General features: G+C 60.2%; 26 protein-coding genes and 1 other RNA gene. 9 read left to right on the plus strand and 18 right to left on the minus strand.

What is annotated here, in order from left to right:
- Positions 1–4 precede the first annotated feature (4 nt).
- The 14 genes from B9Z39_RS01930 to B9Z39_RS01995 all read right to left on the minus strand — a co-directional run bounded on the left by B9Z39_RS01930 (position 5) and on the right by B9Z39_RS01995 (position 16,373).
- Positions 5–1,369, minus strand: a complete 1,365-nt coding sequence (locus B9Z39_RS01930; RefSeq protein ID WP_108300516.1) for an MBL fold metallo-hydrolase RNA specificity domain-containing protein — start codon at positions 1,367–1,369, stop codon at positions 5–7.
- A 67-nt stretch (positions 1,370–1,436) separates the two neighbouring features.
- A complete protein-coding gene (dnaJ, locus tag B9Z39_RS01935) occupies positions 1,437–2,570 on the minus strand; it encodes a molecular chaperone DnaJ (protein ID WP_100145996.1) in 1,134 nt (377 codons plus the stop codon).
- Between the two features lie 104 nt (positions 2,571–2,674).
- Entirely contained in the window at positions 2,675–4,603 is a 1,929-nt protein-coding gene (gene dnaK, locus B9Z39_RS01940) for a molecular chaperone DnaK (protein WP_108300517.1), read from the minus strand.
- Positions 4,604–4,673: 70 nt separating this feature from the next.
- Positions 4,674–5,243 (minus strand): nucleotide exchange factor GrpE, encoded by a 570-nt coding sequence (grpE, locus tag B9Z39_RS01945; RefSeq protein ID WP_108300518.1) that lies wholly within the window; start codon positions 5,241–5,243, stop codon positions 4,674–4,676.
- A 156-nt stretch (positions 5,244–5,399) separates the two neighbouring features.
- Positions 5,400–5,750: an FKBP-type peptidyl-prolyl cis-trans isomerase gene (locus tag B9Z39_RS01950; RefSeq protein WP_100145990.1), complete on the minus strand. Its 351-nt coding sequence runs from the start codon at positions 5,748–5,750 to the stop codon at positions 5,400–5,402.
- An 83-nt stretch (positions 5,751–5,833) separates the two neighbouring features.
- Positions 5,834–6,274: a MarR family winged helix-turn-helix transcriptional regulator gene (locus tag B9Z39_RS01955; protein ID WP_108300519.1), complete on the minus strand. Its 441-nt coding sequence runs from the start codon at positions 6,272–6,274 to the stop codon at positions 5,834–5,836.
- A 9-nt stretch (positions 6,275–6,283) separates the two neighbouring features.
- The gene (locus B9Z39_RS01960; RefSeq protein WP_108300520.1) at positions 6,284–8,014 is read right to left on the minus strand and encodes an acyl-CoA dehydrogenase family protein; all 1,731 of its coding nucleotides are present in this window, start codon (positions 8,012–8,014) and stop codon (positions 6,284–6,286) included.
- A gap of 5 nt (positions 8,015–8,019) precedes the next feature.
- A complete protein-coding gene (locus B9Z39_RS01965) occupies positions 8,020–8,754 on the minus strand; it encodes an ABC transporter ATP-binding protein (RefSeq protein WP_100145984.1) in 735 nt (244 codons plus the stop codon).
- A gap of 12 nt (positions 8,755–8,766) precedes the next feature.
- Positions 8,767–10,533, minus strand: coding sequence for an ATP-binding cassette domain-containing protein (locus tag B9Z39_RS01970; RefSeq protein ID WP_108300521.1), 1,767 nt, complete (start codon positions 10,531–10,533; stop codon positions 8,767–8,769).
- A 1-nt stretch (position 10,534) separates the two neighbouring features.
- Complete coding sequence (locus B9Z39_RS01975; protein ID WP_108300522.1) at positions 10,535–11,575, minus strand: branched-chain amino acid ABC transporter permease; 1,041 nt, start codon at positions 11,573–11,575, stop codon at positions 10,535–10,537.
- Between the two features lie 81 nt (positions 11,576–11,656).
- A complete protein-coding gene (locus B9Z39_RS01980; RefSeq protein WP_100145978.1) occupies positions 11,657–12,790 on the minus strand; it encodes an ABC transporter substrate-binding protein in 1,134 nt (377 codons plus the stop codon).
- 37 nt (positions 12,791–12,827) lie between these two features.
- Entirely contained in the window at positions 12,828–13,613 is a 786-nt protein-coding gene (locus B9Z39_RS01985; RefSeq protein WP_108300523.1) for an SDR family NAD(P)-dependent oxidoreductase, read from the minus strand.
- Positions 13,614–13,656: 43 nt separating this feature from the next.
- Complete coding sequence (locus tag B9Z39_RS01990; protein WP_108300524.1) at positions 13,657–15,516, minus strand: feruloyl-CoA synthase; 1,860 nt, start codon at positions 15,514–15,516, stop codon at positions 13,657–13,659.
- A 77-nt stretch (positions 15,517–15,593) separates the two neighbouring features.
- A complete protein-coding gene (locus B9Z39_RS01995; RefSeq protein WP_199172943.1) occupies positions 15,594–16,373 on the minus strand; it encodes a crotonase/enoyl-CoA hydratase family protein in 780 nt (259 codons plus the stop codon).
- Between the two features lie 140 nt (positions 16,374–16,513).
- Between B9Z39_RS01995 and B9Z39_RS02000 the strand changes: the two genes are divergently transcribed.
- From B9Z39_RS02000 to arfB, 3 genes are read left to right on the plus strand one after another with little or no spacing between them, the layout of a single operon-like run.
- On the plus strand, positions 16,514–17,386 hold the full coding sequence (locus B9Z39_RS02000; RefSeq protein ID WP_100145972.1) for an amidohydrolase family protein: 873 nt from the start codon (positions 16,514–16,516) through the stop codon (positions 17,384–17,386).
- Between the two features lie 40 nt (positions 17,387–17,426).
- Positions 17,427–18,386 (plus strand): AEC family transporter, encoded by a 960-nt coding sequence (locus tag B9Z39_RS02005; protein WP_108300525.1) that lies wholly within the window; start codon positions 17,427–17,429, stop codon positions 18,384–18,386.
- Between the two features lie 18 nt (positions 18,387–18,404).
- On the plus strand, positions 18,405–18,809 hold the full coding sequence (gene arfB / locus B9Z39_RS02010; protein WP_108300526.1) for an alternative ribosome rescue aminoacyl-tRNA hydrolase ArfB: 405 nt from the start codon (positions 18,405–18,407) through the stop codon (positions 18,807–18,809).
- A 3-nt stretch (positions 18,810–18,812) separates the two neighbouring features.
- Here arfB and B9Z39_RS02015 read toward each other — a convergent pair whose 3' ends face one another.
- The gene (locus B9Z39_RS02015; protein ID WP_108300527.1) at positions 18,813–19,418 is read right to left on the minus strand and encodes a glutathione S-transferase; all 606 of its coding nucleotides are present in this window, start codon (positions 19,416–19,418) and stop codon (positions 18,813–18,815) included.
- 135 nt (positions 19,419–19,553) lie between these two features.
- Here B9Z39_RS02015 and B9Z39_RS02020 point away from each other — a divergent pair, with 135 nt between their 5' ends.
- Positions 19,554–20,528 carry a tripartite tricarboxylate transporter substrate binding protein gene (locus tag B9Z39_RS02020; protein WP_233202541.1) on the plus strand — a complete coding sequence of 325 codons (975 nt, stop codon included), beginning with the start codon at positions 19,554–19,556 and terminating at the stop codon, positions 20,526–20,528.
- Between the two features lie 11 nt (positions 20,529–20,539).
- On the plus strand, positions 20,540–21,304 hold the full coding sequence (locus tag B9Z39_RS02025) for an SDR family oxidoreductase (protein WP_108300627.1): 765 nt from the start codon (positions 20,540–20,542) through the stop codon (positions 21,302–21,304).
- Here the strand turns inward: B9Z39_RS02025 and B9Z39_RS02030 are convergent.
- Entirely contained in the window at positions 21,301–21,645 is a 345-nt protein-coding gene (locus B9Z39_RS02030; protein ID WP_100145966.1) for a zinc ribbon domain-containing protein YjdM, read from the minus strand. The two genes, B9Z39_RS02025 and B9Z39_RS02030, sit on opposite strands and share 4 nt — an antisense overlap.
- Positions 21,646–21,767: 122 nt before the next feature.
- On the opposite strand from B9Z39_RS02030, the gene B9Z39_RS02035 reads away from it, so the two are divergent.
- Entirely contained in the window at positions 21,768–22,013 is a 246-nt protein-coding gene (locus B9Z39_RS02035; RefSeq protein WP_108300528.1) for a DUF3297 family protein, read from the plus strand.
- A gap of 56 nt (positions 22,014–22,069) precedes the next feature.
- Here the strand turns inward: B9Z39_RS02035 and B9Z39_RS02040 are convergent, their stop codons facing one another.
- Both B9Z39_RS02040 and ffs read right to left on the minus strand, forming a co-directional pair.
- The gene (locus B9Z39_RS02040) at positions 22,070–22,474 is read right to left on the minus strand and encodes a hypothetical protein (RefSeq protein WP_146183257.1); all 405 of its coding nucleotides are present in this window, start codon (positions 22,472–22,474) and stop codon (positions 22,070–22,072) included.
- A gap of 377 nt (positions 22,475–22,851) precedes the next feature.
- Positions 22,852–22,948, minus strand: an RNA gene (ffs, locus tag B9Z39_RS02045) — signal recognition particle sRNA small type.
- Positions 22,949–23,001: 53 nt separating this feature from the next.
- Between ffs and dnaX the strand changes: the two genes are divergently transcribed.
- Genes dnaX through recR form a run of 3 tightly spaced genes read left to right on the plus strand, consistent with a single transcriptional unit; the run spans position 23,002 to position 25,812 of the window.
- Positions 23,002–24,864, plus strand: a complete 1,863-nt coding sequence (gene dnaX, locus B9Z39_RS02050) for a DNA polymerase III subunit gamma/tau (protein WP_100145960.1) — start codon at positions 23,002–23,004, stop codon at positions 24,862–24,864.
- Between the two features lie 28 nt (positions 24,865–24,892).
- Entirely contained in the window at positions 24,893–25,216 is a 324-nt protein-coding gene (locus B9Z39_RS02055) for a YbaB/EbfC family nucleoid-associated protein (protein WP_100145958.1), read from the plus strand.
- Entirely contained in the window at positions 25,216–25,812 is a 597-nt protein-coding gene (gene recR / locus B9Z39_RS02060; protein ID WP_100145956.1) for a recombination mediator RecR, read from the plus strand. Before B9Z39_RS02055 ends, recR begins: the two co-directional genes overlap by 1 nt.
- The last annotated feature ends 1 nt before the right edge of the window (position 25,813 follow it).

A 25,813-nucleotide genomic window follows, 5' to 3' on the forward strand; every position in this document is an offset into this window, starting at 1 on the left:
TGGGTCAGGTGGGCCAAGTGCTGTTGTGCTCGGGAACCATGGCCCGCCATCCCAGGCCATGGTCGATCTGTTGGCGCAAGGCATCTGCGGCTTCGGGCTCGCCGTGCACCACGTAGACCTGATCGGGCTTTTTTTTCATGCGACGCAACCAGCCCATCAACTGGCTGGCATCGGCATGGGCCGAGGACGATTCAAGTTGCACCACCTCGGCCTGAACGCTCACTTCTTGGCCGTGGATGCGCAGTGTGGCGCCGCCATTGGCCAAGGTTGCACCACGCGTGCCTGGGGCTTGGTAACCCGTGAGCACCACCATGTTGCGGTGATCCGGCAGGTAGTGCGCCAAGTGGTGCAACACCCGTCCTCCCGTGGCCATGCCACTGGCCGACAAAATCACCATAGGTCCATGGCGTTTGGACAAGGCTTTCGATTGCTCGGGCGTCTCCACCATGGTGGCCACATGCTTCATGGCTTTGAGGGCTTGTGCATCGAGCCGGTGGGCGCCGGGGTGGCGTTGCATCAACTCGGTGGTGTGCACAGCCATCGGGCTGTCCAAAAAGACGGGCAGGCTGTGCGGGATATCGCCGCGCTGTTTGAGCAAGGCGATGGCGTGTAGCAAAGCCTGGGCGCGTCCTACCGCAAACACCGGCACCACGGCCACGCCGCCGCGCGCTGACACTTTCTTGAGCGCCGGGCCCAACTCCGCCAAGACGTTTTCGTGCGGGTGTTCGCGGTTGCCGTAGGTCGACTCGATCAACACCGTGTCCGCATTGGGCGGTGCATCGGGCGGGTTCATCAGCAAGTCGTCGGGACGACCCAAATCACCACTGAAGAGAATGCGCCGTCCAGCCACTTCAAGCAGCACACTGGCCGCCCCCAAGATATGCCCTGCCGATGAGAACGTGGCCTTCCAGCCCGGGATGGGCGAGAAGGTGTGGCCCAGGGTTTCGGTATGCAACAAGTCCAGGCTCATCAAGGCGTCGTGCTTGGTATAGAGCGGCAAAGCGGGCTGGTGCTTGGACAGGTTGTGGCGGTTCAAAAACGCCGCGTCTTCTTCTTGCAGGTGGCCACTGTCGGGCAACAAGATCGCGCACAAATCGCAGGTGGCGGCCGTGGCATGCACGCGCCCCCGAAAGCCTTGACGTGCCAGCAAGGGTAAATAACCACTGTGGTCCAAATGGGCATGCGTCAGGATGACCGCCTGTATGTCCAGGGGCGCCACCGGCAGGGGAGACCAGTTGCGCAAACGCAGCTGCTTGTAGCCTTGGAACAAACCGCAATCGACCAGCAGGCGCTGACCTGCATGTTCAACCAAATACTTGGAGCCGGTAACCGTGCCGGTTCCGCCCAGGAAGGTGATGTTGACACTCATGCGTGAAGTATCTCCTGAATGTGTGGCGATACCTCACGCAGTATGAGCGCGCTGCGAGGCCTTGAACTCAGCTGAAAAAGCGTTTGAGTTTGTCAGCCCAGCCGCCTTCGGCGGGCGAGTGTTTGGAGCCCCCTTTTTTCAGGGACTCATCCAGCTCTTTGAGCAGCTTGCGCTGGTGCTCTGTCAGCTTGACGGGCGTCTCCACTGTGATGTGGCAGTACAAGTCGCCGGGGAAGCTGGAGCGCAAACCCTTGAGGCCTTTGCCACGCAGGCGGAACTGCTTGTCGTTTTGCGTGCCTTCAGGAATGTCAATCGCGGCTTCACCTGCCAGTGTGGGCACGGTGATTTCGCCACCCAGCGCTGCCGTGGTGAAACTGATGGGCACCGAGCAGTGCAGGTCATCGCCATCGCGCTCGAAGATGTCGTGCTTCTTGATGCGAATCTCGATGAACAAGTCGCCTGCCGGGCCACCGTTGGTGCCTGGCTCGCCGTTGCCGGTGCTGCGGATGCGCATGCCGTCGTCGATGCCGGCTGGGATTTTGACTTCGAGTGTTTTCTGGCGCTTGATCTTGCCTTGCCCATGGCAGCTGGTGCAGGGGTCAGGAATGATCTTGCCGGTGCCGCGGCAATGCGGACAGGTTTGTTGCACGCTGAAAAACCCTTGGCGCATTTGCACCTGACCGCTGCCGTGGCAGGTGCTACAGGTCTTGGGCGAGGTGCCGGGTTTGGCGCCCGTGCCGTGGCAGGTGTCGCACTCGTCCCAGCTCGGAATGCGCAGTTGCGCGTCTTTGCCGTGAGCAGCCTCTTCCAACGTGATTTCGAGGGCATAGCTCAGGTCGTTGCCACGGTAGACCTGACGGCCTCCTGCACCGCGACGGGCTTGTCCAAAAATATCGCCAAAGATGTCGCCAAAGGCTTCCCCGAAGCCGCCACCAAAGTCAGCACCACCGGGGCCGCCGCGCATGTTGGGGTCCACGCCAGCGTGCCCGTACTGGTCGTAGGCGGCACGCTTTTGCGGGTCCGACATCATCTCGTAGGCCTCTTTGACCTCTTTGAATTGGGCTTCGGCTTCTTTGGCTTTGTCCCCCTGGTTGCGGTCAGGGTGGTACTTCATCGCCAGTTTGCGATAGGCCTTTTTGATCTCTTCTTCGCTGGCGTTTTTAGGGACGCCGAGAACTTCATAAAAATCGCGTTTGGACATGGTGCAGCGCTGTGGGGTGAGGGGCTGTATCTAACGACTTCGCCGCGTGTCCACCTGAGGCAGGTGAAACGCGGCGAAATTCGTCTCAAAGAAAGAGCGAGGGCTTAACCCTTTTTGACTTCTTTCACTTCAGCGTCGACCACGTTGTCGTCGGCTGGTTTGGCTTGCTCGGGCGCACCTGTGGCACCGCCGGCTGCAGCTTGGTTGGCTTGCATGTCGGCATAGACTTTTTCACCCAACTTTTGGGCGGCGGTCATCAGCGCTTCGGTCTTGGCATCGATCTCGGCTTTGTCTTCGCCCTTGAGGGCTTCTTCGACCTCTTTGATCGCGGCTTCGATTTTCTCTTTCTCGCCGGCGTCGAGCTTGTCACCGTGCTCACCCAAGCTCTTCTTGACACTGTGCACCGCGGCATCGGCCTGGTTGCGCGACTGCACGATTTCAAGTTTCTTCTTGTCTTCGGCAGCGTTCAACTCGGCGTCTTTCACCATCTGCTGAATCTCGGCTTCTGACAAACCCGAGTTGGCCTTGATGGTGATCTTGTTTTCTTTGCCCGTAGCTTTGTCTTTGGCGCCCACGTGCAAGATGCCGTTGGCGTCAATGTCAAACGACACTTCAATTTGTGGCGTGCCACGGGCTGCGGGTGCAATGCCTTCGAGGTTGAACTCACCCAGCAACTTGTTGCCCGTAGCCATCTCACGCTCGCCTTGGTAGACCTTGATGGTCACCGCTGGCTGGTTGTCGTCGGCGGTCGAGAAGGTCTGCGCAAACTTGGTGGGAATGGTGGTGTTCTTGGTGATCATCTTGGTCATCACACCGCCAAGGGTTTCGATGCCCAAAGACAAAGGTGTCACGTCCAACAACAACACATCGGTGCGGTCACCCGACAACACCTGGCCTTGGATGGCGGCACCCACAGCCACGGCTTCGTCAGGGTTGACGTCACGGCGTGGCTCTTTGCCGAAGAACTCTTTGACCTTGTCTTGCACCTTGGGCATGCGGCTCATACCGCCGACCAAGATCACGTCGTCGATGTCGCTCACCGACACACCCGCGTCCTTGATGGCCATGCGGCAAGGGGCAATGGTGCGCTCGATCAACTCGTCCACCAACTGCTCCAGCTTGGCGCGGTTGAGTTTGATGTTCAGGTGCTTGGGGCCCGAGGCATCGGCGGTGATGTAGGGCAGGTTGATGTCGGTGGAGGCCGAGCTGGACAACTCGATCTTGGCTTTTTCAGCCGCTTCTTTGAGGCGCTGCAAGGCCAACACGTCTTTGGACAGATCGACACCGGATTCCTTTTTGAACTCGGTGATGATGAAGTCGATGATGCGTTGGTCAAAGTCTTCGCCGCCCAAGAAGGTGTCGCCGTTGGTGGACAGCACTTCGAATTGCTTCTCGCCATCAACGTCAGCGATCTCGATGATCGACACGTCAAACGTGCCGCCGCCCAAGTCGTACACCGCAATCTTACGGTCGCCTTTTTCGGTTTTGTCCAAACCAAAAGCCAAGGCCGCAGCCGTGGGTTCGTTGATGATGCGCTTGACATCCAAGCCTGCGATGCGGCCTGCGTCTTTGGTGGCTTGGCGCTGTGCGTCGTTGAAGTAAGCGGGCACGGTGATGACGGCCTCGGTCACTTCTTCGCCGAGGTAGTCTTCGGCGGTTTTCTTCATCTTGCGCAAAATTTCAGCGCTGATTTGAGGTGGCGCCAACTTGTTGCCGCGCACTTCCACCCAAGCGTCGCCGTTGTCGGCTTTGCTGATGGTGTAGGGCATCAAGTCGATGTCTTTTTGAACTTCTTTTTCAGCGAACTTGCGGCCGATCAAACGCTTGACGGCGTACAGCGTGTTGCGTGGGTTGGTCACGGCTTGGCGCTTGGCGGATGCGCCCACCAAGATCTCGCCGTCTTCTTGATACGCAATGATCGACGGCGTGGTGCGTGCACCCTCGGCGTTTTCAATCACCTTGGTGGTGTTGCCTTCCATGATGGCCACGCACGAATTGGTGGTGCCCAAGTCAATACCGATGATTCTTCCCATGTTCTTACTCCAGTGATTTTTAAAATTCAGATGAACGGTAGATGTGGATCACCCTGCCGTTTTCAAGTGTTTATTTCGGTGCCGAGACCGTGACCAAGGCTGGGCGCAGCACGCGCTCGGCAATCAGGTAACCCTTTTGCAGCACAGCCACGATGGTGTTGGCCTCTTGTTCGGCGGGCACCACGCTGATGGCTTGGTGCTGGGCCGGGTCAAACTTGGTACCCGCTGCGGGGTTGATGGCGACCACCTTGTTGCGCTCCAGCGCACTGGTGAGTTGACGCAGCGTGGCTTCGGCACCCTCGCGAATTTGCTCAGGCGTGGCGGTTTGCACGGCCAGGCCAGCTTCCAAGCTGTCGACCACGGGCAGCAGGCTGTCGGCAAAGCTCTCTAACGCGAACTTGCGGGCTTTAGAAACTTCGTCGTCGGCACGGCGGCGGGCGTTTTGCACCTCGGCCTGACCACGCACGTACTGGTCTTGCAGTTCAGCGGTTTTAGCTTGCAGGATGGCAATTTCAGCCTGGGCTGCTGTCAAAGGGTCCAGGGGGGCAGCATTGTCGGCGGTGGTGGTTTCGGTGCCTGGCGTCGCAGGCTGCTCGGCGTCAGGGGCCGCTGGATGGGGGTTTTGTGTGGGGTCAGACATGCTTCTTGTGCGTTGAGTGAGGCTTTGTTTGTGTGAGATTCAGCAAAGCTGAGGGCAGCCAACCCTATTTCAAGAGGGGTTTTGAAAAAATACCGAACAAAACAAAGCGGGGCTGTGAGCCCCGCCAGGTTGCGTAAGAACTCGCGCAGCGTGGGTTTATGCCAAGCCGAGCAACTCCACGTCGAACTTCAGCGTGGCATTGGGGGGAATCACACCACCCGCGCCACGTGCACCGTAGCCCAGTCCTGGGGGAATGATCAAGGTGCGTTGGCCGCCGATCTTCATGCCTTGCACGCCTTCGTCCCAGCCTTTGATGACCATGCCCGCGCCCAGCGGAAAGTCAAATGGGTCGTTGCGGTCACGGCTGGAGTCGAACTTGGCACCTTGCTCGCCGTTTTCATACAGCCAGCCGGTGTAATGCACGGTCACGTGCTGGCCAGCGGCTGCGGTGTCGCCTTCACCCACCACGTGGTCGGTGTATTGCAGGCCGGAAGGGGTGGTGTTCATGGCAAATCCTTGAGGGTCAGAAATCGAAGCCCTAGAGTGTAGCGGCCCCGTGTTGCGCCCCAGCTTGCCCTGGGTGCGCGCCCTCAGGTGGGGGCGAGGTAGATCTTTTGTAGCAGTCGGGTCAGGGTTTTGATTTCGCTCGGGCTCAGGGCCGCCGCAGCACTCAGGTCTGAGTCCAGCGCCGTGGCTTCGGCCTCTTGCATCAGGGCCGCGCCTTTGGCGGTGAGCGACAAGCCCATGGCCCGCCCATCGGTCGGGTGGGGGCTGCGGCTGATGAGCTGGCGCTTTTCGATGTCTTTGAGCAGCCCCACCAAATTGGGCGGCAAGATGTTGAGCGCGCTGCACAACTGGCGTGAGGTGATGCCGGGGTTGTGCCCAATCAAGGACAGCACCGAAAAATCCACCGGACGCAGGTCATAGGCCGCCATGCGCTCCATGAAGCGGCTGATGATGGTCAGCGCGGCCCGCCGGGTGTTGTAGCCCAGCAGGGTTTCCAGGTAGCGGGTGTCGAGTTCGTCGCTCATGCGCTCATGTCACGCACGGATGCACTGCGTGCGCACCATCTGCGCGCGCATGCCAAATTCGGGTAGCACCCAGGCGCGCAAGGCGGCGGCGGGTGCGTGCCAGCGGGTGGCGGTGTCGTTTGTTGCCGGGAGTGCTTGTACGGCGACGTCAATTTGCGTCCAGCTCCAAGCCAGCAAGGCCAGGGTGGCCAGGCGCAGGTAGTCGCCTGCCACCCAGCTCAGGCGCACCGCGCCGTCGGGCGCTTGTGCCGTGGCCAGGGCTTGGGCGGTGAGCGCGCGCAGCTGGGCAAATAAGTCCAGCACTTGGGCCTCATGCACGTGACTGGCAGACAGGCCAAGGGCCAACTCGTCCAGGGTGGCGTGCAAGGCGGCACCGCCGTCGGCCACGACCTTGCGCATCAGCAGGTCGATGGCTTGAATTTCGTTGGTGCCCTCGTAAATCATGGCAATGCGGGCGTCGCGCACGTTTTGCTCAACACCCCATTCGCTCACATAACCGTGGCCGCCAAACACCTGTAGGCAGTCGCTGGCACCATGAAAACCTTGCTCGGTGCAGGCGGCTTTCAAAATCGGGGTGGTCAGTGCGCACCAGCGCTGCGCCGATTCACGCTGCGCGGCGTCGGGGTGGTGTTTGGCCATGTCCAGCGCCAAGCCGGTTTTGTAGGCCAGCACGCGCGCGCCATCGACCCAGGCGCGTTGGGTGTCCAAGATGCGGCGCACGGCGGGGTGCTCAATGATCAAATCGGTGACCTCGCCCTTGACCCCAACCGGTTTGGGCGCGCGCATCTGGCGGCGCTCGTGGGCGTAGGCATCGGCTTTTTGCCAAGCGGCGTCGAGCAGGCCCACGCCTTGCAAGGCCACGTGCAGACGGGCGGCGTTCATCATCACGAACATGGCGTTGAGGCCACGCCCAAGCTCACCGACCAGCCAACCGGTGGCCTCGTCAAAGCGCATCACGCAGGTGGGGCTGCCGTGGATGCCCATTTTTTCTTCAATGCGTTCGCAGTGCACCGCGCTGCGGCTGCCGTCGGCGTAGAACTTGGGCACCAAAAACAACGACAGGCCCTTGGGGCCGGGCGGCGCATCGGGCAGACGCGCCAGCACCAGGTGCACGATGTTGTCGGTCAGGTCGTGCTCGCCGCCTGAAATGAAAATCTTGGTGCCCCGAATTTGGTAGCTGCCATCGGCTTGGGGCACGGCACGGGTGGTGGCCAGGCCCAAGTCGCTGCCGGCATGGGGTTCGGTCAGGCACATGGTGGCCAGCCACTCGCCCGTGCCCACCTTGCTGGCGTATTGCGCTTGCAGGGCCTCGCTGGCGTGGTGTTTGATGCACTCATAGGCGCCGTGCAACAAACCCGGTGCCATGGTCCAGCCATGGTTGGCGGCAGACAGCCATTCGTACAGCACGCTCTCCAGCACCGCAGGCAAGGCTTGGCCGCCGTCTTCGGTGGCGGTGGTCAGCGAGGCCCAGCCGGCTTGCCAAAACGCTTGGTAGGCGTCTTTGAAGCCGGGCGGTAGGGTGACGGCACCTTGGTGCCACTGCGCGCCCACTTCGTCGCCACAGCGGTTCAAGGGCGCAATTTCAGCGGCCACAAACTTGCCTGCTTCTTCCAACACTTGGGCCATCAGCTCGGCATCGACTTCTTGAAACACAGGCAACTCGGCCAGGCGCTCAGGCGCGCGCAGCACCTGGTTCAAGATGAATTGGATGTCGTCGAGGCGGGGTTGGTAGTCGCTCATAGGGCTCAGGCTTTGGCGCGTGCAGCGCCCAGGTAGGTGTCGATCACGCGGGCGTCTTGCGCCAAGTCAGCGGCGTTGCCATGCAGGCTCACGTCGCCCATCTCCAGCACATAGCCATGGTCGGCCACGGCCAGCGCGGCGCGGGCGTTTTGCTCCACCAACACAATGGTCACGCCGGTCTGGCGCAGCGTCTCGATGATGGCGAAGATTTCTTTGACGATCAGCGGTGCCAGCCCCAGGCTGGGCTCATCGAGCATCAGCACTTCGGGGCGCGACATGAGCGAGCGGCCCACCGCCAGCATTTGGCGCTCGCCACCCGACAGCGTGCCCGCCAACTGGGTGCTGCGTTCTTTCAAGCGTGGGAACAGGTCAAACACATCGGCCATGCGCTCACGCCATTGGCGGTTGCCCAAGCGCATTTGCCGAAAACCGCCCAGCTCCAGGTTGTCCAGCACCGTCATGCTGCCAAACAGCTCGCGTTTTTCAGGCACCAGGGCCAGGCCCAGCAGCACGCGTTCTTCCAGCGTCAAGGCGCTGATGTCTTCGCCGTTGTAGAGCACTTGGCCACGCGTGGGCAGCAAGCCCATCAAGCTGTTGAGCAAGGTCGATTTGCCAGCGCCGTTGGGGCCGATCACGGTGATGACCTGGCCTTTGTCGGCATGCAGGTCGATGCCGTGCAGCACTTCGGCTTTGCCGTAGCCAGCGCGCAAGGCGCGCACTTCAAGCAAGGGGTGTGTCATGGCGGGGCCTGCTCAGTGTTCTGTGCCCAGGTACGCAGCGCGCACCACCGGGCTTTGTTGAATCTCTTCGGGGGTGCCTTCGGTCAGCAAGGTGCCGAACTCCATCACCACCAGGTGGTCACACACTTGCATGACCAAGTCCATGTCGTGCTCCACCAGCAAGATGCTCACGCCTTCGTCGCGCAGTTGGCGCAGCACATCGGCCAGCCCTTGTTTTTCTTTGTGGCGCAAACCGGCAGCGGGTTCGTCCAGCAACAGCAGGGCAGGGTCGGCGCACAGGGCGCGGGCAATTTCCATTAGGCGTTGTGGGCCCATGGCCAGGTTGCCTGCCAACTCGTGCATCAAGTGGCCAATGCCAATGCGTTCGAGCTGGCGTTGGGCTTCTTTGAACAGCTGTTGTTCTTCGCGTGCGTTGGTACCCAGCATGCCTGCCAGCACGCCCTGGTGGCCACGGCTGTAGGCGCCCAGTGCCACGTTTTCCAGCACGGTCATGTCGGGAATCATCTTCACGTGTTGGAAGGTGCGCGCCATGCCACGGCGCGCAATCTCGCGCGAGGGCAGGCCGCTGATGGTCTCGCCCCGAAAGCGCACCACGCCCGAGGTGAGCGACAACACGCCGGTGATCAGGTTGAAGGTGGTGGACTTGCCCGCGCCATTGGGGCCAATCAAGCCCACGATTTGCCCGGCCTTGATTTGGAAGCGTATGTTGTTGACCGCCACCAAGCCGCCAAATTGTTTGCGGATGTCTTGCACATCGAGCACCAATTCGCCGCGCGCGGGTTTGCTGCGTTCACTCAAATGCGCGGCCTCGCTCCAGTTGACTTCGCGGTCGCGGCGTGGCACCCAGCGCGCCACCAGTGACCACAGGCCGTCGGGCAGGTACTTGAGCACCATCACCAACGCAATGCCAAACACAATCACTTCGTAGCTGCCGCTGGTGCCAATCAACTTGGGCAACAGCACCTGGAGTTGGTCGTCGAGCAGCTTGATCAGGCCCGCGCCCACGACTGCGCCCCAGATGTGGCCCACGCCACCGACCACGGCCATGAACAGGTACTCGATGCCCATCTTCAAACCAAAGGCCGACGGGTTGACGGTGCGCTGAAAGTGCGCCATCAGCCAACCCGCCACCGAGGCCAGCAAGGCCGCCATCACGAAGGTGATGACTTTGTAGCGGAAGGTGTTGATGCCCATGGCTTCGGCCATTTGCGTGCCGGTCTTGAGCGAGCGAATCACGCGCCCCGCGCGTGAGTCGAGCAAGCGGTCAAAGCCCATGGCGGAGGCGATCAGCAGCAACCAGGTGAGCACAAAGAAGGGGCGACCCTGGCCAATGTCAAAGCTGCCGATGGACAGGCTCTTGAGGCCCAGCAAACCGTCGTACTTGCCCAGTGCATCGAGGTTGCCCATCAGGTAGTACAGCGACAGACCCCAAGCGATGGTGGCCAGTGGCAGGTAGTGGCCCGACATGCGCAAGGTGATGAGGGCCACCACCAGCGCACTGATGCCCGTGAGCGCCAAGCCGACGAACAAGGTCAGCCAGGGCGAGATGTCCAGGTTGAGGGTCAGCCACGCCGTGGTGTAGGCCCCAATGCCGACAAACGCAGCCTGACCAAACGAGGTCAAGCCCGCCACGCCGGTGAGCAAGACCAGCCCCAGGCAGGTCAGCGCATACAGGCCGATGTAGTTGAGCTGGAAGATCCAGAAGTCAGGCATGGGCAGCACGGCCACCACAGGCACCAAGGCAAACAAAGCCGGCCATTTGAAACGCAGCAGAGACATCTCAATGGTCCTCATCAGAGTGGCCGCTTTGCAGCGAACGCCACAGCAGCACAGGAAGAATCAGGGTGAACACAATCACCTCTTTGAAAGCGCTGGCCCAAAACGAACCAAACGACTCGACGACGCCCACAAACAAGGCCCCCAGCATGGCACCGGGGTAGCTGGATAAACCGGCCACCACGGCGGCCACAAAACCTTTGAGGCCAATCAGAAAACCCGAGTCATAAAACACGGTGGTGGTGGGGCCAATCAAGAGGCCCGAGACGGCCCCAATCAAGGCCGCCATCATGAAGGTGAGCTGGCCCGAGGTGTGGGTGGAAATACCCATCAAGCGCGCACCGGTGCGGTTGACTGCGGTGGCGCGCAAGGCTTTGCCAAACAGGCTGCGTTCAAAGAACAACCACAACAAGGTGATGAGGGCTGCCGCGACGGCAAAGATGATCAAGGTCTGGCCCGACACACGCACGGGGCCGAGCTCAAAGTTGTCACCCCAGAACGCTGGGTTGCGGTAACCCTCGGCACCAAAGAACAGCAAACCAAAACCGGTCATGGCAAAGTGCACGCCGACCGAGACGATCAGCAGCACCAAAGGGGTGGCGTCTTCCAGCGACTGGTAGGCCACGCGATACACCAGAGGGCCAAAGGTGGTGACGATGGCCACGCTCAACACTGCTTGCACGGCGAGGGGGAGTTGTTGCGGTGCGGCCCAGATGGTGAGGCCAGAAATCAGCACGGGCGCGACCAAGGTTTTGAGCGCCGCACGCACGGCGCTGCCCCAACGGCCGTCGTGCCGCCAGCGGGCCAGCAGCTCCATCAAACTGGCGCAAGCGGCCAAGATGAGTAGCAACCACACGGTGCCGGGCACTTTGCCGGTTTGCAAAATGGCCAGCGTCAACGCACCATAGGCGACGAACTCGCCTTGCGGAATAAAGATCACGCGGGTGACGGTGAACACCAGCACGGTGGCCAGGCCCAACAGGCCATACACCGCGCCGTTGGTGACGCCGTCAAGCAGCAAGATGCTGGCAATTGAAAAATCCATGGGCAAAGGCCTCAGTGCAATCAGAAACGAAACAGGGTGGCGCAGCGCTTGGTGAAGAGGCACTGCGCCACAGGGGCGGACTTATTCGACCTTGAATTGGCCGTCCACGACCTTGAGCATCACACCGGTTTCCATGGTGTAGCCCCAGTGGTCAGCGGGTGTCCAGTTCATCACGCCGTGGGCGAAGATGGTGCGACCCATGGTCTCTAAGCTGTCACGCAAAGCGGCGCGGAACTCAGGCGTGCCGGGCTTGGCTTTTTTCAGCGCCAGGGGCACTGCTTTTTCCAGCGCGATTTGGGCGTCATACGAGTGACCGGCAAACTGGTTGCGGGTGTTGGGGCCCATGGCTTTTTCGTACTGCTGCACAAAGGCGATGGACACTTTCTTGGAGGGGTGGCTCTCAGGCAATTGCTCGGCGATCACGGCGGGGCCAGACACCACAAACGTGCCTTCCACGGTTTTGCCACCAACGCGCATCAGGTCTTGGGTGGCTGCGGCGTGGGTTTGGTAAATCTTGCCTTTGTAGCCGCGCTCAGCCAAACCCATTTGGGGCATGGCGGCACCGCTGCCAGAGGCCACCACCAGCACCGCATCGGGGTTGGCAGCGTTGATCTTCAAGGCTTGCGGGGTCACGCTGGTGTCGGTGCGGGCAAAGCGTTCGGTGGCGACGATTTTGATGCCGGCTTTGTCGAGCTGGGGGGTGATTTCTTTGAGCCACTGTTCGCCATAAGCGTCGGTGTAGCCCAAGAAACCGATGGTCTTGACGCCTTGCTTTTTCATGTGCTCGACCACGGCGTGGCCCATCACGGTGTTGGACTGGGGCAAGCGGAACAGCCACTTGTCTTTGCCTGCGGGCACACCCACGGGCGAGCCAGCCATTTGCACGGTGCCTGCTTCGCTGGCGATGTCGGTCATGGCAGCGGCCACGGCGGTGATGCACGAGCCGATGATGAGGTCCACCTTGTCTTCGGTCACAAAGCGACGGGCATTGGCCGCGCCTTTGCCGGGGTCGGTGGCGTCATCGAGCACGATGAGGTTGACTTTTTCACCCGCAATGGTTTTGGGGAACAGCTTGAATTGGTTTTGCATTGGAATGCCCAGACCCGAGCCAGGGCCGGTCAGCGACAGGCTGACGCCGATGTTGATGTCGGCCAATGCCGCCGTGCTGATGAGCGTGGCAATGGCGGTGGTGATGAGGCTGGTTTTGAGTTTCATGGTTGTCTCCTAGTGGGATGAAATTGCAGGTGAAAAATTAACGCGGTGACATGCGCAAAGCGCCGTCCAAGCGAATCACTTCGCCGTTGAGGTGGCCGTTGGTCACGATATGGCAGGCGAGTTGGGCAAACTCTTCGGGTTTACCCAAGCGGGATGGAAAGGGAATGGAGGCCGCCAGCGATTGCTGCACAGCCTCGGGCAAGGTCTTCATCAGCGGTGTGGCAAACAAGCCCGGGGCCACGGTGCACACGCGGATGCCGTGTTGTGCCAGGTCGCGCGCCATGGGCAAGGTCATGCTGACCAAGCCGCCTTTGCTGGCGCTGTAGGCCTGTTGACCGACTTGGCCGTCGAAGGCGGCCACCGAGGCGGTGAACATCATCACGCCACGTTCACCATCTTCACCGGGCGAGAGCTTGGCGCAGGCGGCGGCAAACAAGCGGCTGATGTTGTAGGCACCAATCAGGTTGACATTGACCACGCGGGCAAAGTCTTCCAGTGGGGCGGCGTTGCCGTCTTTGCCGACCACGCGTTTGGCGGTGCCGATGCCAGCGATGTTCATCAAGATGCGGGCGGACCCGAGGGCCGCCGTGGCGGCATCGAGCGCGGCTTGCACGCTCTCGGTTTGGGTGATGTCGCAATGGCAGGCAATGGCGGTGCCCGCGCCATGCTCGGCATTGAGTTGGTCAGCCACTTGCTGCGCCAACGCGGCGTTGACGTCGAGCACGGCCACCTTGGCGCCCAGGCGGGCCAGCTCGCGGGCGGTGGCTTCACCCAGGCCTGAGGCGGCGCCGGTGACGAGGGCGGTTTGTCCTTGAATGTGCATGGCAGTCTTTCGGTGTGTTCAGTGCGCGTGATGGGCCAGCGCCTCAGGTTTGCGCTTGGGGCAACAAGGTGTGTGGGGCCGTGCCGTCGTGCAGGGCTTGCACCAAGGCGTCGCGGTGTTTGAGCACGGCGCGTTGGTTGATCGAGCCCTTGTCGGTGACTTCCCCTTTGTCGATGGACGGCGGCTCACTCAGCAACACGGCACGGGCCACGCGCGAGGCGCTGCCGGTGGCATGGCTAGCCAGTTCGTTGAGCACGCTTTGGAAATGCGCCAACACCGGGGCGCTGGCCAGCACCTCGGCCAACGAGGCGTGTGCGTCCAGGCCACTCAATGTACGCACCGCCGCGGTTGGGAAAATCATGGCACCGACTTCGCGGCGGTTGAGCCCGGTGATGACCACGTCTTGGATGTAAGGCGCACCAGCCGCAATGATCTTGCCCCGCAAGGGGCCCACGCTGACAAAGGTACCTGTCGAGAGCTTGAAGTCTTCGGCGATGCGGCCGTCAAAGCGCAGACCTTGATGCACGTCGCTGGGGTCGATCCAGGTGACGGCGTCGCCGGTGCAAAAGAAACCTTCGTCGTCAAAGTGTTCGCGGGTTTCTTCAGGCGCGCGCCAGTAGCCGGGCGTGATGTTGGGGCCTTTGTAGCGCACCTCCACCTTGTCGCTGTTGGGCACGAGCTTGAGTTCCAGGCCCGGGGTGGGAACCCCTAAGTCGCCTGACTTGACGCGCGGGCTGGTGACGAAGATGGCAAACGGGCCGGACTCGGTCATGCCGAGGCCCGTGCTCATCACAATGCGTTCGCCAATTTCGCGCTCTTGGCTCTCGAACAGGCTGTCCCAAATGGGTTGTGCCAGCGCGGCACCGGCGTAGAAAAACATCTGCACGCGTGACAGCAAGTTTTTGCGCAAGGCGTCGTCGGTTTTCATGGCGTTGGCAATCGCTTCAAAGCCGGTTGGCACGTTGAAGTAGACCGTGGGGGCGATCTCGCGCAGGTTGCGCAAGGTCTCGGCCATCAGGGCCGGGGTGGGCTTACCGTCGTCGATGTAGAGCGTGCCGCCGTTATAGATCACCATGCCAAAGTTGTGGTTGCCACCAAAGGTGTGGTTCCACGGCAGCCAGTCCACCAGCACCGGGGGCGAGGCCGCGAGCACCGGCATGGATTGGCCCATTTGCTGTTGGTTGGCGCACCACATGCGCTGGGTGTTGATCACCGCCTTGGGCAGCTTGGTGGAGCCCGAGGTGAACAAGAACTTGACGATGGTGTCCGGCCCGGTGGCGGCCATGGCCGCGTCCACCGCAGGGGTGTCGGGTGTGTTGAGCAAATCGGCAAAGGGGGTGCTGGCGCGACCGTCCATGCTGCCTTGGTGCAGCACCACTTCCACGTCAGCTGCCACGGCGGTTTGGATGGCTTTGCCATAACGCTTGGCGTCTGATGCAAACACCAAGCCCGGCGTGAGGGTGGTGAGGATGTGGCGCAGCTTGTCGTAGTCTTGGCTGATGGTGGAGTAAGCCGGCGAGGCCGGGCAATACGGCACACCGGCCAACATGCAGCCCAGCGCCAACAGGGCGTGCTGTAAATCGTTCTCCGACAAGATGACCACCGGACGTTCCGCGTTGAGCCCACGGTTGATCAGGCTTTGCGCAATGCGGCGGGCGCTGGTCAGGGCTTGGGCAAAGCTGATGTGCTGCCAGTCGCCCGTGCTGCCGTCGGCATTTTTGTGGCGGCGGGCAAACAGGGTGCGTTCGGGTGCGTGCTCGGCCCAATGCACCAAGCGGTCGGTCATCCGCATGGCGTAAGGCGTCAAGTCTTGGTCGGCCCGCATGTAGCGCGTGCCTGCTGTGCCTTCGCGCATCTGGACGCGCGTCACCCCAAACTTCATCTCGCGAAACTTTGTTGTCATCGGTGTCTCCAGTGTGTGTGCCGGGGGCGGGCTGCTTGAGGCCGCGCCGTTCTTATGCGCCGTTCTTGTGCAGGGCCTTAGCTTTTTTGCACCTTGCCCGCGCGGCCTTCCAGGAAGTCGCGCACACGTTGCTTGGCTTCAGGGGCGGACTGGGCGATGGAGGCCATCAGGGCCTCGGTCAAAAAGCCTTGGTCGGCCGGCTGCTCGGCAATGCGGGGCAGGGCGTGCATCAGGGCGTAGTTGGTCAACGGGGCGTTGGTGGCAATGCGCTGGGCCAACTCCAACGCTTTGTCAAACGCGTTGCCGGTGGGCACCAGGTATTGGGCGAGGCCAATGCGCTCACCATCGACGGCGTTGTAGACACGGCCCGTCATCATCATGTCGGTCATGCGGGCCACGCCAATCAGGCGCGGGATGCGCACCGAGCCACCGCCACCCACAAAAATACCGCGCGAGCCTTCGGGCAGGGCGTAGAAGGTGGACTCGTCAGCCACCCGGATGTGGCAGGCACTGGCCAGCTCCAAGCCGCCGCCCACCACCGCACCGTGCAAGGCCGCCACCACGGGCACCGGGCCGTATTGCAGACGCTCCAGCGCCACGTGCCACGAGCGTGAGTGGTGCATGCCTTGGCCGGCGTCGCGTTCTTTGATTTCGCTCAAGTCCAGCCCTGCGCAGAAGTGTTCGCCATCGCCGTCGATCACGGCGGCACCCGCGTGCTCGGGCAGGTTTTCGAAGATTTTGCGGATCGACGCCACCAGGCTGTCGCTCAGGGCATTGCGCTTGGTGGGGCGCGTGAGACGGATCACGGCGATGTTGTCGCGCATCTCGAAATGGATGTCTGGCGTGCTCAGGTTCATGGTGAAAGACTTTCGTGACAGGGGGCGGGTTTGTTGGGTTGCATTTCTGCTGCGTTTGAATTATGGTTATGAAAAATAACTAAATAATCCGGACTTACCCTAGTCCATCACCGCTCAACTTTCACAGGAGATTGCCTCGCATGGACTACAAAAACCTCATCGCCATTGACATCCACACCCATGCCGAGGTGAGCTGTCGCAACCCGTTTGACAACTATGGCGAGGAGTACGACCGCGCTGCCGACAAGTTCTTTGGCAGCAACCGCCGTCCCACCATTGATGAGACGGTGGCCTACTACCGTGAAAAGAAGATCGGCTTGGTGATGTTCACGGTCGACAGCGAGTCGCAACTGGGGCGTCGCCGCATCCCGAACGAAGAGATTGCCGACGCCGCCAAGGCCAACAGCGACATGATGATTGCATTTGCCAGCATCGACCCGCACAAGGGCAAGATGGGCGCACGTGAAGCGGAGCGCTTGATCCAGGAGGACGGCATCAAGGGCTTCAAGTTTCACCCCACGGTGCAGGGCTACCACCCCTACGACAAGATGGCATGGCCGATTTACGAGGTGATCAACCACTACAAGCTGCCGGCAATTTTTCACACCGGCCACAGCGGCATTGGCAGTGGCATGCGCTGCGGTGGGGGCTTGCGCTTGGCCTACAGCAACCCGATGCACTTGGACGATGTGGCCATCGATTGGCCCGACATGCAAATCGTCATGGCCCACCCGAGCTTTCCGTGGCAAGACGAGGCACTGAGCGTGGCCACCCACAAGCCCAATGTGTGGATCGATTTGTCGGGCTGGAGCCCCAAGTACTTTCCAAAGCAACTGGTGCAGTACGCCAACACCTTGCTCAAGGACCGTGTGTTGTTCGGCAGCGATTACCCGTTGATCACACCCGAGCGCTGGATGAAAGACTTTGAAGTGGCCGGTTTCAAGCCCGAGGTGATGCCTGGCATCTTGAAAGACAACGCGGTGCGTCTGTTGGGCCTGGACAAAGCCGCTTGATGCGCACGAGCTGCTGGGGCTGATCCAGCACAATTGGGGCATGCTGAACATTTTGACCATCACGGCCCCGATTTATCTCTCCATTGGCACCGGTTACGTCGCCACCCGCAGCGGCTTTTTCAGCAAACCCGACATGCATGTGTTTGGTCGCTTTGTGCTGAACTTTGCCTTGCCAGCCATGCTGTTCAACGCCTTGTCGCAGCGCGACTTTCAAGACGTGTTGCACCCCAGTTATTTGCTGGCCTACACCGTGGGTTCGTTGCTGGCTTATGCCATCGGGTTTGCCACGTGGCGCTATGGTCGTCGCCAAGACCTGACGATGAGTGCCCTGGTGGGCATGGGCGTGAGTTGTTCCAACAGCGGCTATGTGGGCTACCCGATCTTGTTGCAGATTTTGGGGCCGGTGGCGGGCGTGGGCATGGCCCTGACGGTGTTGATCGAGAACTTGGTCATCATTCCCCTGGGGCTTGCCTTGGCCGACAGCGGGGAGTCTGAGCACGCGTCATGGCAGCACACAGTGCTGGAGAGTTTCAAGCGCTTGCTGAAAATCCCCATGCTGTGGGCCATCGTGGGAGGCTTTGTGTTTTCAATGATGGATTGGCACTTGCCAGCCGTGATCTTCAAGACCGTCAATTTGTTTGCGGTGGCGTGTGCAGGCATTGCCTTGTTTGTCAACGGCGGTTCGTTGGTGGGCATGCAGGTCCAGGGACAGATGAAGGCGGTGAGCTGGATCGCAGCTTCCAAGTTGTTGTTGCACCCTTTGTTGGTGGGGCTCATGTTGTGGGTGGTCGGACCGATGGATGCCACCTTGCAAATATCGGGTGTGCTGCTGGCCAGCATGCCGATGATGGGCATTTTTCCCATCTTGGCGCAACGCCATGGCAAAGAGAGCTTTTGCGCCGCCGCTTTGTTGGTGACGACGGCGGCCTCGTTCTTCACCATCAGCGCCTTGCTGTGGGGCATGAGCCAAGTGCCGGGTTGGTATTTGGGTGCTGGCTAAAGATGTCACAGGTTTTGCATGACACGCCGCTTCACGATTGAAGAGTCCGAGGTTGAGCTGACGGCTGTGCGCGCCCAGGGGGCAGGCGGTCAAAACGTCAACAAGGTGTCAAGCGCCATACACCTGCGCTTTGACATTGGTGCCTCGTCCTTGCCCGACGGCGTGAAAGCGCGCTTGCTGGCTTTGCGTGACAGCCGCATCACGCGCGACGGTGTGCTGGTGATCAAAGCGCAAGAGCACCGCAGCCAAGACATGAACCGCGTGGAGGCCTTGGCGCGTTTGATCGAGCTGGTCAACAGCGTGGCCGTGCCACCCAAGGTACGCCGAGCCACCCAACCCACCTATGGCTCCAAGCAACGCCGCCTGGAGTCTAAGAAGAAAACCTCAGGCACCAAGGCTTTGCGGGCCCGGGTGCCTGTGTGAGCGTTACAGCGACCAGCTTTGCGCCATGGATGATCGTGCCAAGGTGGCCGCAGAGGCTTGGGCCAGCACGGGGTAGTTGTCACGCCAAGCGAGCTCAGGGTAGCGCAGGTCCAGGTACCACAGCGCACAGCCGATGGTGAGCAGGCCGAGGTGGAAGTCTTTGGCGAACAGTTCAGGGTGTTGGTTGAGATGGGCCAGCGAGGTGTGGATGGCGTCGATCTTGCCTTGCACCCACGCTGGCCAGCGCAGGGCTTCGGGGCGCACATGGTTTTCGTAGCGCGCCAGCAAGGCCGCGTCCAAGATGCCATCGCCCAGCGATTGCAGTGTCAACGCCTCCCAACGCGCCGACCCCTCGGCAGGCAATAAGCGCCCATGACCCAGGGCATTGAGGTATTCACAAATGACCCGACTGTCGTAGAGCACCTGGCCATCGTCGGTGATGAAGGTGGGCACTTTACCCAGCGGATTGTTGGCCACGATGCTGGCATCGCGCGTGACCGGATGGGCACTGGCGGGCAGCAGTTCAATCAGGTCGGCAAGGCCCAATTCGTGGGCTGTCACCATGCATTTGCGCACGTAGGGGGAGGTGGGGGAGAAGTAAATTTTCATGACCAAGTATTTCCCAACAGGCTGGTAAAACCTGTCGCCAATCAGACGCCGTGGCGGGGTGTGCTGTTCGCATAATGGGCCCTAGACCTCAGAGCCGTTGTGCACGCAGGTCTGAATCACAACAGGAGACAGCGTATGCATGCATTCGGTTTTTTCAGACGTGCAGCTTGGTTGCTGGTGATGGTTTTTCCGCTGCTCGCGGGGGCCCAAGCCTGGCCTGGCAAACCCATCAAATGGATCATTCCTTACCCGCCTGGGGGCATCACCGACAGCGCCACGCGCATGGTGGTGCAAAAAGTGCAAGAGCAGACAGGTTGGAACATCGTGGTGGAAAACAAACCCGGTGCCAATTCGATCCTGGGCGCCGAACTGGCTGCTCGCGCGGCGCCCGATGGCTACACCTTTCTCACCGTGATTGGGGCGCATGCCGCCAACGCCACGCTGTACGCTGGGCGTTTGCCCTATGACGTGGTGAAGAGTTTTGCCCCAGTGTCCTTGGTGGGGGTGGCACCTTTGTTGATGACGGTGAACAACAATTTGCCGGTCAAGGATGTGAAAGAACTGATCGCGTACACCAAGGCCAATCCGGGCAAGGTGTCATTTGGCTCTTCGGGTGTTGGAGCAGCGGCGCATTTGACACAAGAGTTGTTCAAGCAAGTCTCGGGTGCGGACATGGTGCACGTGCCCTACAAAGGTACAGCGCCTGCGTTGAATGACTTGATGGGTGGCAGCTTGCAGATCTTGACCGACACACCGAGCGCGTTGATGCCCCATGTGCGCAGCGGCAAGATCAAGGCGCTGGCCGTGTTCTCGAACAAACGCGTGCCTGGTGTGACCGAGGTGCCCACCATTGCCGAGGCTGGTGGCCCCGCGATAGAAGGCTCCACGTGGGTGCTGTTTCTCGCCCCGGCAGCAACGCCACGCGAGATCGTGAACCGCATGTCGGCAGAGACTGCCAAGGCCATCAACACCCCCGAGATGAAGGCCCGTTTTGAGAGCTTGGGCATTGAGCCAGGTGGCACCACGCCCGAACAGGCAGCCAAATTTTTAGACGATGAAATTGCCAAATGGGCCAAGGTGATTGCCGCCGCCGGTGTGAAGGCTGAATAAAGGGAGTGGGTGTGAATTTGTTCAATCTTGAAGGTCAAGTGGCCATCATCACCGGGTCGTCACGCGGCATTGGGCGCGCCATCGCCGAGCGTTTGGCGCAGCATGGTGCGCGGGTGGTGATTTCGTCGCGCAAAGCTGCTGCGTGTGCCGAGGTGGCCGATGCCATCAACGCGCGATATGGGGCCGGTCGTGCCACGGCGGTGCCCGCCAACATCTCGTCCAAAGATGATTTAAGTCACTTGGTGTCAGAAACCAACCGACAGTTCGGACGCATTGATGTGTTGGTGTGCAATGCCGCCAGCAATCCCTATTACGGGCCGCAAGCGGGCATTGCCGATGAACAGTTCCGCAAGATTTTGGACAACAACATCGTCTCCAACCACTGGTTGATTGCCCTGGTGGCACCGCAGATGGTGGCGCAACGTTCGGGCTCCATCATCATCGTCTCGTCGATTGGCGGCTTGCGTGGCTCGCCCGTGATTGGGGCCTATTGCATCAGCAAGGCGGCCGACATGCAGTTGGCACGCAACTTGGCTGTGGAGTATGGGCCGCACAACGTACGGGTCAATTGCATTGCACCTGGCTTGATCAAAACCGACTTTGCCCGTGCTTTGTGGGAAGACCCTGCGGCGCTGACAGAGCGCATGGCCACCACACCGCTGCGCCGCATTGGAGAGCCCGATGAGATTGCCGGTGCCGCTGTGTTTTTGGCCTCGCGAGCTGGCTCGTATGTGACCGGTCAGAGTTTGGTGGTGGACGGTGGGGTGACGATTTAGGCCTTGCGCAAAAAGCAGGCCTTGAGCATGAAGTTGCCTGCGTCCATCTTGCAGTCCACCTCGTGGTCACCGCCGACCAGGCGAATGCTTTTGACTTTGGTGCCCATCTTCAAGGTGGTGGAGGAGCCTTTGACTTTGAGGTCTTTGATCAGCACTACCGCATCGCCGTCGTTCAATACATTGCCGTTGGCGTCTTTGACCACGGCATCGTCTTCATCGACCTGATGGGCTGTTGCCGCCAGCATCGGCCACTCGTGGCCGCAGTCGGCACAGACATAGTTGTCTGCATCGGGATAGGTGTTTTCAAGCAAGCATTGGGGGCAAGCGGGCAGGGCGTTCATAGGTTGGTGTCGCGAGGGCAAAGCGGCAAGTGTAGGCGGCGTGTGTGAACTGGCATGCCAAAATCAAGGCCATGTTTTTTGGACATCGTTGTTTGATGTCACCCGTTTGAAAGTACCCCAGCATGACGCAAGCCACCCCACCCGCATTGCCAGACCATTTGTCGATTGACCCGCGCAGCCCGCATCACGTTGCGACTGTGTTTGAGCATGACATTGGCATTCGATTCAATGACAAAGACCGTTCCGATGTAGAGGAGTACTGCATCAGCGAAGGCTGGATCAAAGTGCCTGCGGGCAAGACACTGGACCGCAAGGGCAAGCCACTCCTGATCAAACTCAAAGGCCGTGTCGAAGCGTTTTACCGTTGAGCCGTCGCTCTGCGAGTTTCATATCAACTGACAACTTGGCACGGCAGATGCGTGGGTTAGCGTTGCTTGAGTTTTCGAGTCACCACAATGCAAATTTGCAGTGCCGTCAAAACCAGCACGGTGCCTAGCCAATCGCCCACCATCATCACCAAGGCACTGTCAATGAAGTCGCTGGTTTTGCCGATCCAAAAATACCAAAGCTGGTGGATGACAGCACTGATGATGGCGAATAAAACTGAAATTTTGAAGAGCCCAATATTTTTAATATTGACCAGGTTCTCTTCCAGGTTGAACCAGTGGATAGCCACCAGCCTTGCGATATAGGGCGCCAACCCAGCCAGCGATCCCGATAACACCATCGACACATAACTTCCGTCGAAGTACATCAAATACGTGATCAAGGTAGACGCTAAGGCGATGCCGATGGCGCCATCGCCTAAAAATAACAAAACGAATGCCAAGCGCAATCCGCTAGGCAAAAATACCCAATCAACGCGATGAGAAAAGTTCAGCGAACCGAACAAAAAAATGTTCAGTTGGTACAGCAAGTAATAACTGATCGCTGTACCTGAGATGATGGAAAGTCGCAATGGGTGAGACACGGAATTTATTGAAATTAGATGTTTTTTTCATAGTAGTTCATCCAGGTAGTTGACTCGTATGCTGGGACATTTGTAGGTTCACTGACGTTATATACGCGCTTGGCTTGCATATAAATCAACGATGTATGAAGATATTTATGTGCGATCTCGAACATAAATATGGCGTGCAAGCCGCCTGTTGCGTTCAGGGTTGAACGCAACAATCCCGCAAAGGGGCGCTATCAAAAAAAGGGGAGGGTGACGGACCTTGACCCCAGCACTGGCTCCACGGTTAGGGCTGCTTGGTTCCCCACCTGACCCGGTTGGCCGCTTCCCCATGTGGGAAGGCCCGTCAGACGCAATTGTAGTCATAAGCCACCAGAGCGACCCTTTAGAATCGCCCGCTTATGTCTTATCTCGTGCTCGCCCGCAAGTACCGTCCCAGAACCTTCACCGAGATGGTGGGGCAAGAGCACGTGGTGCAAGCATTGACCAATGCCCTGACCACTCAGCGTCTGCACCATGCTTACCTCTTCACAGGCACGCGCGGTGTGGGCAAGACCACGGTGTCGCGGGTTTTGGCCAAGTCGCTCAATTGCCAAGGGGCGGACGGCACAGGTGGCATCACGGCTGAGCCGTGTGGCGTGTGCCAAGCCTGTATCGACATCGATGCGGGCCGCTTTGTGGACTACACCGAGCTGGATGCAGCCTCGAACCGCGGTGTGGACGAGGTCCAGTCACTGCTCGAACAGGCGGTGTACAAGCCCGTGCAAGGGCGCTTCAAGGTCTTCATGATCGACGAGGTGCACATGCTCACCAACACCGCGTTCAACGCGATGTTGAAAACGCTCGAAGAGCCGCCCGAGTATTTGAAGTTTGTGCTGGCCACAACCGATCCGCAAAAAGTGCCAGTCACGGTGTTGTCGCGTTGTTTGCAGTTCAACCTGCGGCCGATGGCACCCGAGACGGTGCTGGAGCATTTGGGCCATGTGCTAGCGCAAGAACACATTGCCTCAGAACCCCAAGCCTTGCGTTTGCTGGCGCGCGCCGCACGCGGCTCGATGCGCGATGCACTGAGCTTGACCGACCAGGCCATTGCCTATGGCGGTGGCCAATTGCAAGAGGCGGCGGTGCGCCAGATGTTGGGCAGTGCCGACCGTACCCATGTGTTTCGTTTGGTCGAGGCCTTGGCCTTGGGCGACGGCCAATCGGTGGTCGAGACTTCGGAGGCTTTGCGTGTCCATGGCTTGAGTGCTGCGGCCACGCTGGAAGACATGACCCAAGTGTTGCAACGCATGGCCGTGTTGCAAGCGGTGCCCAGCATGGCCGAATCAGATCCAGATCCAGAGGCGCAAGACTTAGCCCGTCTGGCCCAGCTGATGCCTGCCGACGAAACCCAGCTGCTGTACAGCCTGTGCCTGCATGGTCGCCAAGAGTTGGGCTTGGCCCCTGACGAATACGCCGCCATGACCATGGTGTTGCTGCGGCTGCTGGCGTTCAAGCCTGCTCCCGACACACACGCAAGCGCATTGGCTGAAAAAAAAACTCCAATTGAGCCCCGTGTCGCACTGACACCCCCGCCTGCAAGAGTCGCTGCGGTTGCCGTGGCGCCTGTTGCTGTCCCTGTGCCAGCCCTCGTTACCTTGGCTAAACCGACTGAATCTGTCGGGTCGGGGGCGACCCAGCCTTCAGGCCAACAACTGCCCGTGCGCGAGCTGCCGCAGCGCACCGCCCACGTGCCTGCATCCTCTGCGGCCGTGCCACCTGCCATGACCCAGTCACACGACACGGGCTTGGTGGCTGTGCCCGTGCGTCAGCAACCCGAACCCAGCCTCGGCCTAGACCGATCTGCCTCGCCACAGACGGAGGCAGTTCAGGTCATTCCCACGCCCGAGGGCGAGTTTTGGCATGCCTTGGTGACGCAAATGGCAGCCGCCGAGACCATCAACGCCTTGGTGCGTGAGCTGGCCTTGCAGTCTCAATTGGTGGCACGCGACACCGATACCTGGATGCTGCGCGTGGAGCGCGAATCGCTCAACAGCACCACCAGCCGTGAACGTTTGCAGCAGGCGCTGGCCGCCGCCGGTCATGCCGTGCGCTTGACGGTAGAGGTGGGCCGTGTGCAAGACAGCCCGGCCAAACGCAATGCAGCCGCTGCCGCTGAGCGTCAGTTGGCGGCTGAAGCCACCATCCTCAACGACCCCTATGTGCAAGGCTTGATGCGAGACTACGGCGCGCGAATCGTTCCGGGCAGCATTCAACCTGCGTGAGTATTTCTGTTTTATTTGAAGGAAAAACATGTTCAACAAAGGACAACTCTCTGGTTTGATGAAGCAAGCCCAAGCCATGCAAGACAACCTCAAAAAGGCCCAAGAAGAATTAGCCCACATTGAGGTCACCGGTGAATCGGGCTCGGGTTTGGTCAAAGTGCTGATGACTTGCAAGCACGACATCAAACGCGTGACGATTGACCCCAGCTTGCTGGCTGACGACAAAGACATGCTGGAAGACTTGGTGGCTGCGGCTTTCAACGATGCCGTGCGCAAGGCAGCTGAAACCAGTGATGCCAAGATGAGCAAACTCACCGCTGGTTTGCCGCCCGGTTTGAAGATGCCGTTTTAATGGCCGACCTGTCTGTGCTGGAGGGCCTGATACAGGCCTTGCGACGCTTGCCGGGTGTGGGCGTCAAATCGGCCTCGCGCATGGCCTATCACTTGTTGCAGCACGACCGCGAAGGGGCCGAACTGCTGTCACAAGCGCTGCACCAAGCCGCGGCTGCGGTTCAGCATTGCGAGCGTTGTTACACCTTCACCACCCAGCCGGTGTGTGAGACCTGTTTGGACGAGTCGCGTGACACCACGCGTTTGTGTGTGGTCGAAACCCCGGCGGACCAATCGGCGGTGGAGCGTACGGCCGCTTACAAGGGCTTGTACTTTGTGTTGATGGGGCGCATCAGCCCACTCGACGGCATTGGGCCCAAAGACATTGGCTTGCAAAAACTCATGGAGCGCGCCAGTGATGGTGTGGTGACGGAGGTGATTTTGGCCACCAACTTCACGGCTGAAGGCGAGGCGACAGCCCACGTGCTGGGCGAAGCCTTGAAGCGCCGAAGCGTGCAGGTGACCCGCTTGGCACGTGGTGTGCCGGTGGGCAGTGAGTTGGAATATGTGGACTTGGGCACCATCGCCCATGCCTTGGTGGACCGGCGCAGCGCTTGAG

Origin of the sequence: Limnohabitans sp. JirII-29, assembly GCF_003063395.1 — a bacterium.
Classification (GTDB): Bacteria; Pseudomonadota; Gammaproteobacteria; order Burkholderiales; family Burkholderiaceae_C; genus Limnohabitans.